This is a genomic window from Pseudoxanthomonas sp. 68-E7, assembly GCF_057773145.1.
The window spans coordinates 687,771-702,838 of sequence record NZ_JBYMTI010000002.1 but is presented as its reverse complement, the minus strand read 5'-3'; the positions used below and the strand labels follow the sequence as shown (position 1 = coordinate 702,838).

Here is a 15,068-nt window from a genome sequence, read left to right as displayed (position 1 = left end):
GGCGGACGGCCGAAACCGGCCACGCGGAAGGGCTCAGACCCGGTAAAAATCCCGGTACCAGTCGACGAAACGGCGCACGCCGGTCTCGATCGGCGTGGAAGGCGCGTAGCCGGTGTCCCGGCTGAGCGCGGCCACGTCGGCATAGGTGTCCGGCACGTCGCCCGGCTGCAGCGGCAACAGGTTGCGCTCGGCCTTGCGGCCCAGGCAATCCTCCAGTACCTCGATGTAGCGCAGCAGTTCGACCGGCTGGTGGTTGCCGATGTTGTAGACCCGGTAGGGCGCGCTGGACGTGGCCGGGCTGGGCTGGAGCGGGTCGTAGTCCGGATCCGGGCCAGGCACGCGGTCCAGGGTCCGGATCATGCCCTCGACGATGTCGTCGATGAAGGTGAAGTCGCGGGTATGCCGGCCATGGTTGAACACGTCGATCGGCTCGCCGGCCAGGATCTTGCGGGTGAACAGGAACAGCGCCATGTCCGGCCGGCCCCAAGGGCCGTAGACCGTGAAGAAGCGCAGGCCGGTGGTGGGCAGGTCGAACAGGTGGCTGTAGGTGTGCGCCATCAGCTCGTTGGCCTTCTTGCTGGCCGCGTACAGGCTGACCGGATGGTCCACGCTGTCCTCGACCGCGAACGGCAGCTTGCGGTTGGCGCCGTAGACCGAACTGGAGGACGCGTACACCAGGTGCTCGATCCGGCGATGCCGGCAGGCTTCCAGGATGTTGATGAAGCCGGTGATGTTGCTGTCGATGTAGGCGTGCGGGTTTTCCAGCGAGTAGCGCACGCCGGCCTGCGCGGCCAGGTTGACCACCCGCTGCGGGCGGAAGCTGTCGAAGGCCTGTTCCAGCGCGGTGCGGTCTTCCAGCGCGGCGTTGACGAACCGGAAGCCCGGCTGCGGCAGCAGCCGGTCCAGGCGCGCCTGCTTCAGGCGCGGGTCGTAGTACGGATTGAGGTTGTCGTAGCCGAGCACCTCGTCGCCGCGCGCCAGCAGGCGCTCGCTCAGGTGATAGCCGATGAAGCCGGCGGCGCCGGTGACGAGTACGCGCATGGAAGGCCTTGAACAGTGCGGAGGGAAGACCGACGGTAGGCGGAGCCGTGTCTAGAGGCTGTCGTCGACCGCCGTGCGCGGCAGGGCGCGCTTGACGTCGAATAATACCGCGCCGGGCTTGCCGAAGCCGCGGATGCCGTCCGCGCCCAGGGCGATGAACTCGCGGTGCGAGACCGCCAGGATCACCGCGTCGTACTTGCCTGCTTCGGGCTGCGCGACCAGCTCCAGGCCGTATTCCTCGTGCGCCTCGGCCGGGCTCACCCACGGGTCGTGGATATGCACGTTGGCGTTGTAGCTGCGCAGTTCGGCGACGATGTCCACCACCCGGGTGTTGCGCAGGTCCGGGCAGTTCTCCTTGAACGCCAGGCCCAGGATCAGCACGTTGGACTGGGTGGTCTGCAGGCCGCGCTGGCCCATCAGCTTGGCCACGCGCTGGGCCACGTGCCCGCCCATGCCGTCGTTGATGCGGCGGCCGGCCAGGATCACGTCCGGGTGGTAGCCGATCTGCTGGGCCTTGTGGGTCAGGTAGTAGGGATCCACGCCGATGCAGTGGCCGCCGACCAGGCCGGGGCGGAACGGCAGGAAGTTCCACTTGGTGCCGGCGGCTTCGAGCACTTCATGGGTGTCGATGCCCAGGCGGTGGAAGATCAGCGCCAGTTCGTTGATCAGGGCGATGTTGACGTCGCGCTGGGTGTTCTCGATGACCTTGGCCGCCTCGGCGACGCGAATGCTGGAGGCCTTGTGAGTGCCGGCGACGACGATCGCGCCGTACAGCGCGTCGACGAATTCGGCCACCTCCGGGGTGGAGCCGGAGGTCACCTTGGTAATGGTCTCCAGGCGGTGCTGCTTGTCGCCCGGATTGATGCGCTCGGGGCTGTAGCCGGCATAGAAATCATCGTTGAACACCAGGCCGGACTCGCGCGCGATGATCGGCACGCAGACCTCCTCGGTCGCGCCCGGGTAGACCGTCGATTCGTAGATCGCCACGCCACCGGGGCCGATCGCGCGGCCAACGGTGCGACTGGCCGATTCCAGGGGGCGCAGATCCGGGCGCTTGTACTCGTCGATCGGCGTGGGGACGGTGATGATGAAGACATTGCAGCCCTTCAGCGCCTCGGGGTCGTCGCTGAAGTCGAGCAATGACGCCTCCTTGAGCTCGGCTTCCGAGACCTCCAGGGTGTGGTCGTGGTGGCCGCGCAGTTCCTGCACGCGCTTGCCGTTGATGTCGAACCCCAGCGTGGGGAAGCGGCGCCCGAAGGCCGTGGCGAGCGGAAGGCCGACGTAGCCAAGGCCGATGACGGCAATCTTGACCTGGTCGAGCGCGGGCAGTGAGGCATTCATCAAGCGTCGTTCCCCTGTGGTGGACATGCGCACCGCTGGCAGTCTAGCGGGTGTGTACGCCGGGAAACGCGCAAACCATCGCGGAGAGGACACGCCGGGCTGATTCCGGCCGTGGTTGGCCTGTCCGGAGCGGACATCGCGTATCATCAGGCGGGTATGGCCAGGACGTGACCGTGACCGTGCCCGTGGACGAATCGATATCGGGAATGAAGGAATGCGGATCCTGCTTTGCGGCGGCGCCGGCTACATTGGCGCCCACACCTATGTGGAACTGATTGCGCGCGGCCATCGCGTGCATATCGCCGACAACTTCTCCAACAGTTCGCCGCAGGTGCTGGGCCGGCTGGAACGGATTGTCGGCCAGCCGCCGGTGTGCCATACCCTCGACCTGCGGGATCGAGCCGCGACCCATGCCCTGTTCGACGCCCACGCCTATGACGCGGTTGTCCATTTCGCCGCGCTGAAGGCGGTAGGCGAGTCATGCGAGCGTCCGCTGGACTACTTCGAGAACAACATCAGCGGCACCATCCACCTGCTGCAGGCCATGCGTGGCGCCGGCGTTCGCCGGCTGGTGTTCAGTTCCTCGGCCACGGTCTATGGCGACCCTGCGCAGGTACCCGTGCGCGAGGATGCGCCCCTGAGCGTGACCAATCCCTACGGGCGGACCAAGCTGGTGATGGAAGAGCTGATCGGCGACTTGTGCCGGTCGGATCCGGAATTCCGTGCCGCCAACCTGCGCTATTTCAACCCGGTTGGCGCCCATGTCTCCGGCTTGATCGGGGAGGACCCGTCCGGCATTCCCAACAACCTGATGCCCTATATCTGCCAGGTGGCGGTCGGACGCCGCGAGCGCCTGCAGATATTCGGCGGCGACTACCCGACCCGTGATGGCACTGGCGTGCGCGACTACATCCATGTGGTCGACCTGGCCCGTGCGCATGCCGATGCCCTTGATTACCTGATACAAGCCGACCGCAGCCTGACCGTCAACCTGGGGACCGGGCAGGGCGCCAGCGTACTGGAACTGGTGGCGGCCTTCGCACGCGCCTCCGGCCAGGCCATTCCGTATGACATCGTCGAGCGCAGGACCGGTGACGTCGCCGAGGTCTATGCCGACCCGAGACTGGCGCGGGAACTGCTCGGCTGGCGCGCCGAACGTGGCATCGACGCCATGTGCGAGGACGCCTGGCGCTGGCAGTCGATGAATCCCCGCGGCTACGAAGCGGCCTGAAGCGCCGTTTGGACGGGCGGACAGGTCCCTCGCGATCGGGACTGCTGGACGCTGCCGGCCGGTTCGCGGAGAATCCGCCGGACGGAGCCACCGACTGCTTGTCTTGCCACTGGAACGCGTAAACCGCATCGACGAGCAGACCCGCAGCCGTTTCGGCTTCCGCACCTATCGGATGCGGGTCCTGGGGCTGGGGCTCGGCACCCTGTGCGTCGGCGCGGTCCTGTACGAACACGGCGACGGCATCGCGCCCTGGTTGCTGTTGCTCTTCAACGGCCTGGTCTGGCCGCACCTGGCCTACTGGCGGGTCCGCCGCAGCCGCGATCCGATCAACGACGAGTACCGCAACCTGACCCTGGACGCAGCGATGGGCGGGTTCTGGGTGGCCGCCATGCGCTTTGACGCATTGCCGAGCGTCCTGCTGGCGGTGATGCTCACGATGGACAAGATCATCATCGGCGGGCCGCGCTTCGGCGCCCGCACGCTCGGGGCGATGGCGCTCACCTGCCTGGCGGCCAGCGCCGCCTGGGGATTCGCCTTCGAGCCGCTGACCAGCTACCGGGTGGTCCTGGCCTGCCTGCCTTTCCTGGCGATCTACCCGATGGCGATCGGCTTCGCCACCCATGCGATTTCGCGCAAGGCCCAGCAACACAAGGATCTGCTGGAAAAGATGGCGCGCTTCGACGCCGCCACCGGCCTGATGAACCGCCAGCAATGGCTCTATGCGGTGGCGGTCGAGCTGAACCGTTACCAGCGCGCGCGCCTGCCGGCGGTGCTGGTGCTGATCGACATCGATCACTTCAAGCAGATCAACGACACCCGCGGGCATACCGTCGGCGACGGCGTGGTGGAGGAATTTGCCCGGTTGATGAAAGCCTGCCTGCGTGACGCCGACACCGGCGGACGCTACGGCGGTGACGAGTTCGGCATCGTCATGCCGGACACCCAGTGGGAAGAAGCGATCGTCGCGGCCGAACGCCTGCGCAGGCAGGTGGCGGCTTACGCGTTCACCCGCGACGGACTGCGCTGCACGGTCAGCATCGGGCTGGCCGAAATCAGTCCGTCGACGGCCACCGTCAGCGACTGGATCGACGCGGCCGATCGCGGCCTCTACCAGGCCAAGCGCAAGGGCCGCGACTGCATCGTGGTCGGCTGAGTCTCAGCCCTCGCCCGGTCCGCACAGCGTGGCGGCGACGGTTTCCGGCTGCTTCATCCAGGCGAAATGATCCGCACGGGCGCCAAGCGCGCGCGCGTCCAGCCGGGTGACTTGCTTGCCCGCGCGCGGGAACTTGGCCAGCAGGCCGGCCAGCGACGCCGGCGGGGCCAGCCAGTCACGCTCGAACAGCACGCCGCGAATGGCCGGGGACGCGGTGGCCATGCCGGCTTCCAGATCCGTTTCCAGGCCGGCGGCGGCGTAGCGGCCACCCAGGCCGACGGTGGCCCAGTCGACGATCAGTCCGCGCGCCTCCTCGCCGCCGAAGCCCAGCCGGCGACCGGGGAAGGTGCCGCGCCGACGCGCGATCCAGATCGCGAACTGGTAGAACCAGGGCAACAGCCAACCGCGTGGCGGGGCGAAGGTTTTCCAGTGGGGCGTGCCGCTGGCCACCAGCCACAGCCGTTCGAAGTCCGGGACATGCAGGCCCAGGTAGCAGGCCGCGAGTTGTCCGCCCAGGCTGTGCCCGCCGATGACGGAAACGCCCTCCACGCCCTGGGCGCGCAGTGCCCTGTGGCTGGCCGGCAGATCCCGCTCCAGCAGTTCCCGATAGGCCCAGTCATGCCGGCGGTCCGGCCGCAGGCTGCTGCTGCCGTTGCCTCGCCATTCGTGCAGGTAGACCGCGACGCCGCGGGCCGCCAGTGCCTCGGCGAACGGCAGATAGTGGCGGGCCGCCACGCCCAATGCCGGCAACCACAGAAGATGCGCCCAGGCGTGCTCCGGCACGCGCGCGGCCAGGGTCCAGGCGTGGCCATCGGTGCCTTGCACCGGCAATTCCAGCGCACGTATGTTCATCGGTCGGGCGAGGCTCCGAAGTGATCCAGGACCACGACAGCGCTGCGGCCGGGACGATATCCCTGTTTCAGCGCGGCATGCACATAGTCGGAAGCGGCGAAGCAGGCATCGGCCAGCGGCGTGCCGCGGCACAGGTTGGCGGCGATCGCCGAGGCCAGGGTGCAGCCGGTGCCGTGCGCTTCGAGCGACAGGCGCGGATGGGAAATGCCGTGCACGCCGGTGGCATCGGCGAACAGGTCGGTGACGTCGCCCGTGCCCGGCAGGTGCCCGCCTTTCAGGAAAACCGCCTGCGCACCGAGTTCGCGCAACGCGAGCGCCGCCGCATGCATGGCGTCCAGATCCGGGATGCGCCGGCCCAGCAGCAACTCGGCCTCCGGCAGGTTCGGCGTGACCACGCTGGCCATCGGCAGCAATTGGACGCGCAACGCCTGCAGGGCGCTGTCTTCGAGCAGCTTGGCGCCACTGGTGGCGACCATCACCGGGTCCACCACCACGAAGGCCGGCGCGCGCATGCGCAGCGCGTCGGCGACCGTGCCGATCACGTCGGCGGTGGCGAGCATGCCCAGCTTGGCCACCCGCACGTCGAAGTCGTCGAAACAGGCATCCAGCTGCGCGCGCAGGAAATCCATCGGCGGCACGTTCACCGCGCTCACGCCGCGGGTGTGCTGGGCGGTCAGGGCGGCGATGGCGGACAGCCCGTGTACGCGGTGGGCGGCGAAGGTCTTGAGATCGGCCTGGATGCCGGCACCGCCACCGGAGTCGGAGCCGGCGATGGTGAGGGCGGAGACGCGGGGCGGAATGGACATGCGCGCATTGTGCCCTGTACCGGCCATCGCGTCGCCCGGGCCTCAGGCCGGTGGCCTCTCCACCAGTGATGTGGCCAGCTTCAGCGCGCGCTCGAAGTTGGCCACGAAATGAACCTGGCCCGGACGTTCGCCGAAATCCATGCCGGCCAGCACGCGGTTGGGCTGCGTTTGCAGGCCGGAGACGATCAGGACGATGCCGCGGCGCTGGCAGCGGCGAGCCAGGTTTTCCATGGCATGCACGCCGCTGGCATCGATCAGTGGCACCAGCCGCATGCGCAGGATGAAGACCCGCGGCGGTTCCAGGAACTGATCGAGCAGGTCGTCGAGCCGGTTGGCCACGCCGAAGAACAATGGCCCGCTGATCTGGTAGACCTCCACGCACGGCGGCAACTGCGCGCGCTGGCCCTCGTCGATGCTCTCCTCGCCGTCCATCGAGCGCATCCCCGAACTGATTTCGACGCTTTCGGCCATGCGGTGCATGAACACCAACGTCGCCACCACCAGGCCGACTTCGATGGCGATGGTCAGATCGAAGAACACCGTCAGCAGGAAGGTCAGCAACAGGACCAGGCGATCTCCCCAGGGAGCCGACAAGGTATGCCGGAAATGTTCGTGTTCGCTCATGTTCCAGGCCACCACCAGCAACACGGCGGCCAATGCCGGCAGTGGCACGTAGCGCATCAGCGGCGCCAGCAGCAGCATGAACAGCAGCAGGAACAGCGCGTGCAGCATTCCCGCCACCGGCGAACGGGCTCCCGCCCGGATGTTGGTCGCGGTGCGCGCGATTGCCCCGGTCGCCGGCAGGCCCCCGAACAGCGCGGCTCCCACGTTGGCCACGCCCTGCGCGACCAACTCGCCGTTGGAGCGGTGCCGGCTGCCGATCATGCCATCCGCCACCACGGCCGACAGCAGGGATTCCACGCCTGCCAGGAATGCAATGGTGAAGGAACTGGGCAACATCTCCAGCGTGCGCTCGAAGGGAATGTGCGGAAAGTCGAAGCTGGGCAGGGCGGAGGGAAGATCGCCAAAGCGCGTGCCGATGGTGTCGACGGGCAGGGCGAACGCGAGGCCCATGCCGGTGCAGACCAGCAGCGCGATCAGGAAACCCGGCCATTTTGGTTTCCAGTGGCGCAGGCCGAAGATCACCGCCAGGCCCACCATCGTCAGTGCCAATGCCGACACCTGGATGGTATCGACATGCCGGGCGTAGGCGATCCAGCGGGGAACGAATTCCGATGGCAGGGTCTCCATCCGCAGGCCGAGGGCATCCTTGATCTGGCTGGAAAAAATGCTGACCGCGATGCCGGCGGTGAAGCCGGTGATGACGGGCTGTGGCATGTATTTCATCAGCGTGCCCAGGCGCAGCAGGCCGGCGGCGATGAGCATCAGTCCCGCCAGCAGCGTGCACAGGATCAATCCCCCGAACCCGAACCGCTCGACGACCACGAATACGACCGGAATGAATGCCGCGGTCGGGCCGCCGATCTGAACCCGGGAGCCTCCCAGTGCGGAGATCAGGAAACCGGCCACGATGGCGGTGTACAGGCCCTTCTCCGGCGCGGCCCCACTGGCGATTGCCAATGCCATCGCCAGCGGCAGGGCGACGATGGCGACGGTGAGTCCGGCGAGCGCGTCCTGCCGCAGCGATTGCCAACGGTAACCTTCATGCAACACGGTGTACGACTTCGGAATGAACTGCCGCAGGTAGTCGTGCAGGTTGAAGGCGGACATGGCGTGTTCCGTGGCTAGCGGGACCGTGAGGGAGGCTGCCGGGCGTCGCGCGGCGCCGAATGCCGGCGTTGTCGCAGCAGCACCCAGTTGCGGTAGAGCACGTAGCTGATCCCGGTCAGGCCGGTGAGCACCGCCGGAACCAGCAGTGCGTGGTAGTGCAGGGCGCGAAACAGCCAAGTCCCCAGGACGCCGCCGCCGAGGAAGCCGCTGATGATCAGGCCGCTGAGGGTCAACCGGCGCAGGGGCAGCGGCATGCCGCGCAGCGCGTGCCCCAGTCCGATGCCCAGGTCGGTGAACATGCCGCTCAGGTGGGTCGTGCGCACGACCGCGCCGCTGTATGTCGTGACCATGGCGTTCTGCAGCCCGCACGCCATGGCCACCAGCAGGGCGCCGGCCAGTTGCTGGCGGATGAACAAGGGCACGGATGCCAGCAGCAGCACGGACTCGACCGCCAGCGCCACCCCGTAGCGGCGGCCGAGCCGCAGGGTGCTGTCCTGGATGATCAGGCCGCTGAGCGTGGCGCCCGCACTGAAAGCGATGAGGATGCCCCACAACTGGCCGATCGCGCGCCAGTCGCCGTCGGCGAGCGCCGCGCCCAGCAGGCTGGTGGTGCCGGTGAGATGGCTGAGCGCCTGGTGTTCGAAACCCAGGTAGCCCACGACGTTGATCATGCCGGCGATGCAGGCCAGCACGATGGCGCCTACCCAGACCCAGCGTGGCAGTTGCGCGGCCATCGCACTCAGCGGGTCCGCTGTGGATTGCGGCAGCAGGCAGGAAGCGGGGAGCGCCGCGACGTCATGCCGGTTCCTTCAGGCGCACGCCGCGTCCCAGGCCGCGGCTGGGCTGCCCGTCGCCGATCAGTTCGACGCCGGCGCCGTCCAGCGCCGCGATTACTTTCATGAGCGTGTCCACCACGCCGCGCACGGTGCCTTCGCTGGCCTCCATGCGCTGGATGGTCGGAAGCGATACGCCGGCGAGCTCGGCCAGCGTGCGCTGGTCTACGCCAAGCAGGGCGCGGGCAGCGCGCATCTGTGCGGAGGTGATCATGGGTGGCGTCCTTCGGAACGCCGCCCATGATGCGCTTCTCAGCCGTGCCTATGCAAGCTTCTGGATTTAATTATGATGTTTTATACATCAAATTGTAGGGCGGAGATGGAGAGCATGAGCCTCAGAGCACTTCCGAGGCGTAGTCTGCCAACCGCGAGCGCTCGCCCCGGCGCAGGGTGATGTGTGCGCTGTGCGCCCAGACCTTGAACCGGTCCACCGCATAGGTCAGGCCGGAGGTGGTCTCGGTCAGGTAGGGCGTGTCGATCTGCTCGACGTTGCCCAGGCAGACGATCTTGGTGCCCGGCCCGGCGCGCGTGATCAGGGTCTTCATCTGCTTCGGGGTCAGGTTCTGCGCCTCGTCCAGGATCAGGTAGCGGCTCAGGAAGGTGCGGCCACGCATGAAGTTCATCGAACGGATCTTGATCCGGCTGGCCAGCAGATCGTTGGTCGCCGCGCGGCCCCAGGCGCCGCCTTCCTGGTTGTGGGTCAACACTTCCAGGTTGTCGGTCAGCGCGCCCATCCACGGCGTCATCTTTTCTTCCTCGGTGCCGGGCAGGAAGCCGATGTCCTCGCCGACGCTGACGGTGGCGCGGGTCATGATGATTTCGCGGTAGCGCTGCTGGTCCATCGTCTGCGCCAGGCCGGCCGCCAGCGCCAGCAGGGTCTTGCCGGTGCCGGCAGTGCCGAGCAGGGTGACGAAATCGATTTCCGGATCCATCAGCGCGTTCAGCGCGAAGTTCTGCTCGCGGTTGCGCGCGGTGATGCCCCAGACCGCGTGCTGGCCGTGGCGGAAATCATCGACGATGGTGAGCGTGGCCTTGCGGTCCGCGCCGACCTTGACCACGCGCAGTTCGACCTCGTCGTCGCCGGGCAGGTACAGGTACTGGTTGGGATACCAGTCCTCGTCGTCGGCCAGGGTGATCTCGTAGCTGGTGCGGCCCTTGTCGCTCCAGCTGCGCAGATCGGCGTTGTGCTTGTGCCAGAAATCCTCGCCCAGCTCGGTGGCGCCGGTGTACAGCAGGCTGAAATCGTCGAGCGCGCGATCGTTCTCGTAGTCCTCGGCGGCCAGCCCGCTGATCGAGGCCTTGATGCGCAGGTTGATGTCCTTGGACACCAGGATGACCGGGACTTCCGGATGTTCCTCGCGCAGTTCCAGTACCGACGCCAGGATCTTGTTGTCCGGCGCCACGGTGCCGAACGTGCGGCCCGGATCCACCGGCTTGACCTGGAAGTACAGCTTGCCGATCTGGCCGCGCGATTTCAGCTGCAGGCCCTGCGGGTGGGTCAGGGTGATGCCGGCCTGGATGTGATCGGCGCCGGCGCCGACGATCAGTTCGTTGAGGAAACGGCTGACCTGGCGGGCGTTGCGGCTGACTTCGGAGGTGCCCTTCTTGGCGTTGTCCAGTTCCTCGATCACCTGCATCGGCAGGAACACGTCGTGCTCTTCGAACTTGAACAGCGCCGTGGGGTCGTGCATCAGCACGTTGGTGTCCAGCACATAGATGCGCTTGCTTCGGGTCATTCAGGCAGCCTCATGGAGGATGGTATGTGTGAACACGCGTCGCGGAGAGCGCACAGCAGCGAACCACCACGCCCGCCGCGACACGGGATGGTGGAGAAGGTGGAGAACGGTTCGATCACTGGGTTTGGAGCGCCTTCAATGCGTCCAGCACGGCCTGGGCATGGCCGGGAACCTTGACGCCGCGCCACTCCTGCGCGAGGCGGCCGTCAGGGGATATCAGGAAGGTGCTGCGGACCACGCCCAGCACCTTGCGCCCGTACATGTTCTTCTCGTGGATCACGTCGAACGCCTGGCAGAGTTTCTCGTCGCCATCGCTGACCAGCGGAAACTTGAAGCCCTGCTTGGCGCAGAAATTGTCGTGCGACTTCACCGAGTCGCGCGATACGCCGAGCACGGTGGCGTTCAACTTCTTGAACTTCGGCAGCAGCGCGTTGAAGTCCAGGCCTTCGGTGGTGCAGCCGGGCGTGCTGTCCTTGGGATAGAAGTACAGCACCAGCCATTGGCCGGCATGGTCGGCGAGGGTGGCGTGTTCGCCGCCGGACAGCGCCAGCGGCAGCTTGAGGGTCGCCTTGGGCAGGGCCTTGCCGGTGCTGATCGCCGTCATCGTCAGAACTTCATCGGATCCATGATCGCGTCCAGGTTCAGATGGTCGCAGAATTCGAGGAAATCGTCGCGCAGCGCGGCGATGTGCATGTTGGCGGGCACCCCGATGGTCACCTGCGCGGAGAACATCTCCGCCCCGGTCTGCATGGCCCGGTAACGGGTGCTCTGCAGGTTCTCGATGGTGATGCCCTGGCGATCGAAGAAGTCGGCCAGCTGGAACAGGATGCCCGGCTTGTCGGCGGCCACCACTTCCACGATGTACGGCAGCAGGTTGGACTGCACGACCTTCGGACCGGTGCGGTACCAGACCAGCTTCAGGCCTTCCTCGCGCTCCAGCCGGGTCATCATGGCTTCCAGCTTGGCCACCGAGTCCCAGGAACCGGTCGCCAGCGCGGTCACCGACACGTCCCGGCCCACCGTGGACAGGCGGGCGTCGACCAGATTGCAGCCGCTGTCCGCGATCCGGCGCGTCACCGCCAACAGCGGGGACTCCGGATGCGTCGTATAGGCGTTGATCAGGAGGTGGTTTTCGTTCGGCGAAGGCCGGGGCGTGGGATCGGTCAAAGCGGCTTCCGGCAAGGCGGCGAGTCTGAATGGCACCCCGGGCTGGCGCCCGGCACGGGATCCAGCATACTTGCCCGCGCTTTCACGCCGCAAGTAACATCGCAGGGTGCGCGGACGCCGCGCAGCCCCCTGTTCAACAAGACGTTCAAGAAGGCATACGCTTGTCCCTTTCCGGCAGCATCACCGCTCTGGCCACGCCGTTCACGGCCGCTGGCGAACTCGACCTCGACGCCTGGCGCCGGCTGCTCAAACAGCAGCTCGACGGCGGCACGCAGGGCGTGGTCGTCGCCGGTTCGACCGGCGAGGCGGCGGCGTTGTCCGACGAGGAATACGAGCGGTTGCTGCGGATCGCGGTGGAAACCCTGGGTGGGCGTATTCCGGTGCTGGCCGGCACCGGCCAGATGAACACCGCCAAGACCATCGCCCAGACCCGCCGCGCGCAGGCGGCGGGCGCCGAATACGCGCTGGTGGTCACCCCGCCTTACGTGCGGCCGACCCAGGCTGGCCTGATCGCGCATTACCGCGCGGTGGCCGAGCAGGGCGGGCTGCCCGTGGTCCTGTACAACGTGCCGGGCCGCACCGGTTGCGACATGCTGCCGGAAACGGTCGCCGAACTCGCGCCCCATCCGCATATCGTCGGCATCAAGGAAGCCCGTTCCGAACCGGAGCGGATGAGCGCGCTGCTGGCGTTGCGCAACGACGGTTTCGCCATCCTCAGCGGCGACGATCCGACGGCCGGCCGGGCCATGCTGGCGGGGGCCGATGGACTCATCTCGGTCGGTTCCAACGCATTGCCCCGCAGCTTCCGTCGCCTCTGCGATCGCGCCCGCGCCGGGGACACCGCGGCGGTTGCCGCGCTGGACGCGGAACTGGGCGAGATCTATGGCTTCCTCGGGGTGGAATCCAATCCCATCCCGGTCAAGGCGCTGCTGCAGCGCCAGGACATCGGCGCCGGGCTGCGACTGCCCCTGTTGCCGTTGTCCGCCCCTCACCAGGACACCGCGGATCGACTGGCCGGACTGGCCCGTCGACTCGAAGAACAATCCAGCCGCGATACGATCGCGGCCTGAACCCAGGAGATCACCATGCGTTTTTCGCCTTCGCTCATGCGTCCGCTCGCCCTCGCGCTGCTGGCCGTTTCCGTGGCCGGCGGCCTGTCGGGCTGCAAGTGGTTCAGCAAGAAGGGCGCCAAGGGCGACTACGCGCTGAGCCCGGAAATGCGTCCGCTGGAAGTGCCGCCGGATCTCAACCTGCCCAGCAGCGCTGGCGCGATGACCCTGCCCAACACCGCCTCGCAGGTGCAGTCGCAGGGCCAGGGCAGCGCCCCGGCGGCGGCGTCCAGCACCGGTTTCAACACCGCCGGCAGCCGCGACGAGGCCTTCGCCAAGGTCGGTGACGCGCTGGGCGGCATCGAAGGCGTGAGCATCGCCAGCCGCGCGCAACTGCTGGGCACCTACGACGTGAACTACGAAGGCAGCAACTTCCTGGTGCGCGTGGTCAGTCTGCAGGATGGCGCCTATGTCTCCGCGGTGGACCCGCGTGGCCTGCCGGCGCAGGGCGAGGCGGCCACCAAGCTGATCGCGGCGCTGAAGGCCAAGCTCGGCAACTGAGTTTGCCCGCATCGGCCATGAAAAAGGCGCCTTCGGGGCGCCTTTTTCTTGCGGACCTCGCGGCCAGGCCGGCGAGGGGATTTCAGGCCAGATCCGCCAAGGCGGATGACGAAGCCGAAGAGGCGGGGTGGCGCCGCGCCTGCGGACGAGCGGAGGCTCAGCGCTCCAGCAGCGGCAGCTTGCCGGGCTTGCCTTCCCATTCCTTGGCGTCGGGCAACGGTTCCTTGCGGGTGGTGATCACCGGCCAGTCCTTGGCCAGCTCCGCGTTCAACTGCACGTAGTTTTCCTGTCCGGCGGGGACATCGTCCTCCGGATAGATCGCATTGATCGGGCATTCCGGCTCGCACAGCGTGCAGTCGATGCACTCATCGGGGTCGATCACCAGGAAGTTCGGGCCTTCGTGGAAGCAATCCACCGGACAGACTTCCACGCAATCGGTGTATTTGCATTTGATGCAATTCTCGGTGACGACGAAGGGCATTGGCAGAGCATCGAAACGGAAACCCGACAAGTTTAAAGCAACGCGCACGGCGGAATGACATTGATTGTGGTTCGCGTGCCGGCCGGAGCGCACGGGTCGCGCAGCGCAGGGATCCAGGCACCGCGCCTTGGCCCGGATCGCCGCCGGGGCTCAAGCGGGGCGGGGGCCATGTTGTTCCAGTAGTGGCCTTGTTTTTGCTGTTTGAATGCCAATCATCCTGAAATTGGAACAGCCCATTGGTCGGCGAGCTGTTTATCCTGCTTCCGCGGAACCGCATCCTTTCGCCAACGTTTCCCGAGGAGGTTCCCGATGATCACCCTGCGCCCGGCCGCCGAACGCGGCCACGCCAACCATGGCTGGCTGGATTCCTGGCACAGCTTCTCTTTCGCCGGCTACTACGACGACAACCACGTGCACTGGGGCCCGCTGCGGGTCATCAACGAGGATCGGGTGGAAGCCGGACGCGGCTTTGGCCAGCACGGCCACCGCGACATGGAAATCATCAGCTACGTGCTGGAGGGCGCGCTCGGCCACAAGGATTCGATGGGAAATGCGTCCAGCATCGTGCCCGGTGACGTGCAGCGGATGAGCGCCGGTACCGGCGTGCAGCATTCCGAGTTCAACTACAGCGAAACCGGCACCACCCATTTCCTGCAGATCTGGATCATCCCGGACCGGCAGGGTGTGGCGCCGTCCTATGAGCAGAAGGCGTTTTCCGCCGCGGACAAGCAGGGGCACCTGCGCCTGATCGCCAGCCCGGACAGCGCCGACGGCTCGGTGGCCCTGCACCAGGACGCACGTGTCTACGCCGGCCTGTTCGACGGTGACGAGAAGGCCGAACTGCGCCTGGCCGATGGCCGCCTGGGGTACGTGCACGTGGCGCGGGGCGAGCTCACCGTCAACGGTCACGCGCTGGCGGCCGGCGATGCGCTGCTGTACGAAGGCGAGCCGCTGATCACGGTCGGTGCCGGTCGCAGCGCGGAAGTGCTGGTGTTCGATCTGCCCCGGATCTGAGCGGAGCACTCCCGGACGGCGCCCGTCGTCCGGGAACATCCGCTGGCCGGGAGTGGGATAATGCCGGGCGAC

General features: G+C 67.1%; 16 protein-coding genes. 5 read left to right on the top strand and 11 right to left on the bottom strand.

All coding sequences use genetic code 11. The annotated features are described in order from the left end of the window. Positions 1-33 precede the first annotated feature (33 nt). Positions 34-1,041 carry an NAD-dependent epimerase gene (locus AC3DE2_RS07755; protein ID WP_488425705.1) on the bottom strand — a complete coding sequence of 336 codons (1,008 nt, stop codon included), beginning with the start codon at positions 1,039-1,041 and terminating at the stop codon, positions 34-36. 51 nt (positions 1,042-1,092) lie between these two features. Further along, positions 1,093-2,382, bottom strand: coding sequence for a Vi polysaccharide biosynthesis UDP-N-acetylglucosamine C-6 dehydrogenase TviB (gene tviB, locus AC3DE2_RS07750; RefSeq protein WP_488425704.1), 1,290 nt, complete (start codon positions 2,380-2,382; stop codon positions 1,093-1,095). A 214-nt stretch (positions 2,383-2,596) separates the two neighbouring features. Between tviB and galE the strand changes: the two genes are divergently transcribed. Together galE and AC3DE2_RS07740 are read left to right on the top strand one after the other, a co-directional pair. Then, entirely contained in the window at positions 2,597-3,613 is a 1,017-nt protein-coding gene (gene galE, locus AC3DE2_RS07745) for a UDP-glucose 4-epimerase GalE (protein WP_488425703.1), read from the top strand. Positions 3,614-3,716: 103 nt separating this feature from the next. Continuing rightward, on the top strand, positions 3,717-4,766 hold the full coding sequence (locus AC3DE2_RS07740; RefSeq protein ID WP_295382947.1) for a diguanylate cyclase: 1,050 nt from the start codon (positions 3,717-3,719) through the stop codon (positions 4,764-4,766). Between the two features lie 3 nt (positions 4,767-4,769). On the opposite strand, the gene AC3DE2_RS07735 is transcribed toward AC3DE2_RS07740, so the two are convergent. The 8 genes from AC3DE2_RS07735 to AC3DE2_RS07700 form a co-directional block, all read right to left on the bottom strand. Further along, complete coding sequence (locus tag AC3DE2_RS07735) at positions 4,770-5,618, bottom strand: alpha/beta hydrolase family protein (RefSeq protein WP_488425702.1); 849 nt, start codon at positions 5,616-5,618, stop codon at positions 4,770-4,772. Further along, on the bottom strand, positions 5,615-6,424 hold the full coding sequence (thiD, locus tag AC3DE2_RS07730) for a bifunctional hydroxymethylpyrimidine kinase/phosphomethylpyrimidine kinase (RefSeq protein ID WP_488425701.1): 810 nt from the start codon (positions 6,422-6,424) through the stop codon (positions 5,615-5,617). Before thiD ends, AC3DE2_RS07735 begins: the two co-directional genes overlap by 4 nt. A 42-nt stretch (positions 6,425-6,466) precedes the next feature. Further along, entirely contained in the window at positions 6,467-8,155 is a 1,689-nt protein-coding gene (locus AC3DE2_RS07725) for a SulP family inorganic anion transporter (RefSeq protein WP_488425700.1), read from the bottom strand. A 14-nt stretch (positions 8,156-8,169) separates the two neighbouring features. Beyond that, positions 8,170-8,889, bottom strand: a complete 720-nt coding sequence (locus tag AC3DE2_RS07720; protein WP_488425699.1) for a YoaK family protein — start codon at positions 8,887-8,889, stop codon at positions 8,170-8,172. A gap of 61 nt (positions 8,890-8,950) precedes the next feature. Beyond that, entirely contained in the window at positions 8,951-9,202 is a 252-nt protein-coding gene (locus AC3DE2_RS07715; protein ID WP_295382953.1) for a helix-turn-helix domain-containing protein, read from the bottom strand. Between the two features lie 121 nt (positions 9,203-9,323). Then, on the bottom strand, positions 9,324-10,724 hold the full coding sequence (locus AC3DE2_RS07710) for a PhoH family protein (RefSeq protein ID WP_488425698.1): 1,401 nt from the start codon (positions 10,722-10,724) through the stop codon (positions 9,324-9,326). A gap of 115 nt (positions 10,725-10,839) precedes the next feature. Further along, positions 10,840-11,328, bottom strand: a complete 489-nt coding sequence (locus AC3DE2_RS07705) for a peroxiredoxin (protein WP_295382955.1) — start codon at positions 11,326-11,328, stop codon at positions 10,840-10,842. A 2-nt stretch (positions 11,329-11,330) separates the two neighbouring features. Further along, positions 11,331-11,891: a glycine cleavage system transcriptional repressor gene (locus AC3DE2_RS07700; RefSeq protein ID WP_141453362.1), complete on the bottom strand. Its 561-nt coding sequence runs from the start codon at positions 11,889-11,891 to the stop codon at positions 11,331-11,333. A 161-nt stretch (positions 11,892-12,052) separates the two neighbouring features. Here AC3DE2_RS07700 and dapA point away from each other — a divergent pair, with 161 nt between their 5' ends. Next, positions 12,053-12,961, top strand: a complete 909-nt coding sequence (gene dapA / locus AC3DE2_RS07695) for a 4-hydroxy-tetrahydrodipicolinate synthase (RefSeq protein WP_295382958.1) — start codon at positions 12,053-12,055, stop codon at positions 12,959-12,961. Between the two features lie 15 nt (positions 12,962-12,976). Continuing rightward, entirely contained in the window at positions 12,977-13,501 is a 525-nt protein-coding gene (locus AC3DE2_RS07690) for a hypothetical protein (RefSeq protein WP_488425697.1), read from the top strand. A 157-nt stretch (positions 13,502-13,658) separates the two neighbouring features. Here the strand turns inward: AC3DE2_RS07690 and fdxA are convergent, their stop codons facing one another. Further along, positions 13,659-13,982, bottom strand: coding sequence for a ferredoxin FdxA (gene fdxA / locus AC3DE2_RS07685; protein WP_295382961.1), 324 nt, complete (start codon positions 13,980-13,982; stop codon positions 13,659-13,661). 309 nt (positions 13,983-14,291) lie between these two features. Here fdxA and AC3DE2_RS07680 point away from each other — a divergent pair, with 309 nt between their 5' ends. Next, the gene (locus AC3DE2_RS07680; protein ID WP_488425695.1) at positions 14,292-14,996 is read left to right on the top strand and encodes a pirin family protein; all 705 of its coding nucleotides are present in this window, start codon (positions 14,292-14,294) and stop codon (positions 14,994-14,996) included. The last annotated feature ends 72 nt before the right edge of the window (positions 14,997-15,068 follow it).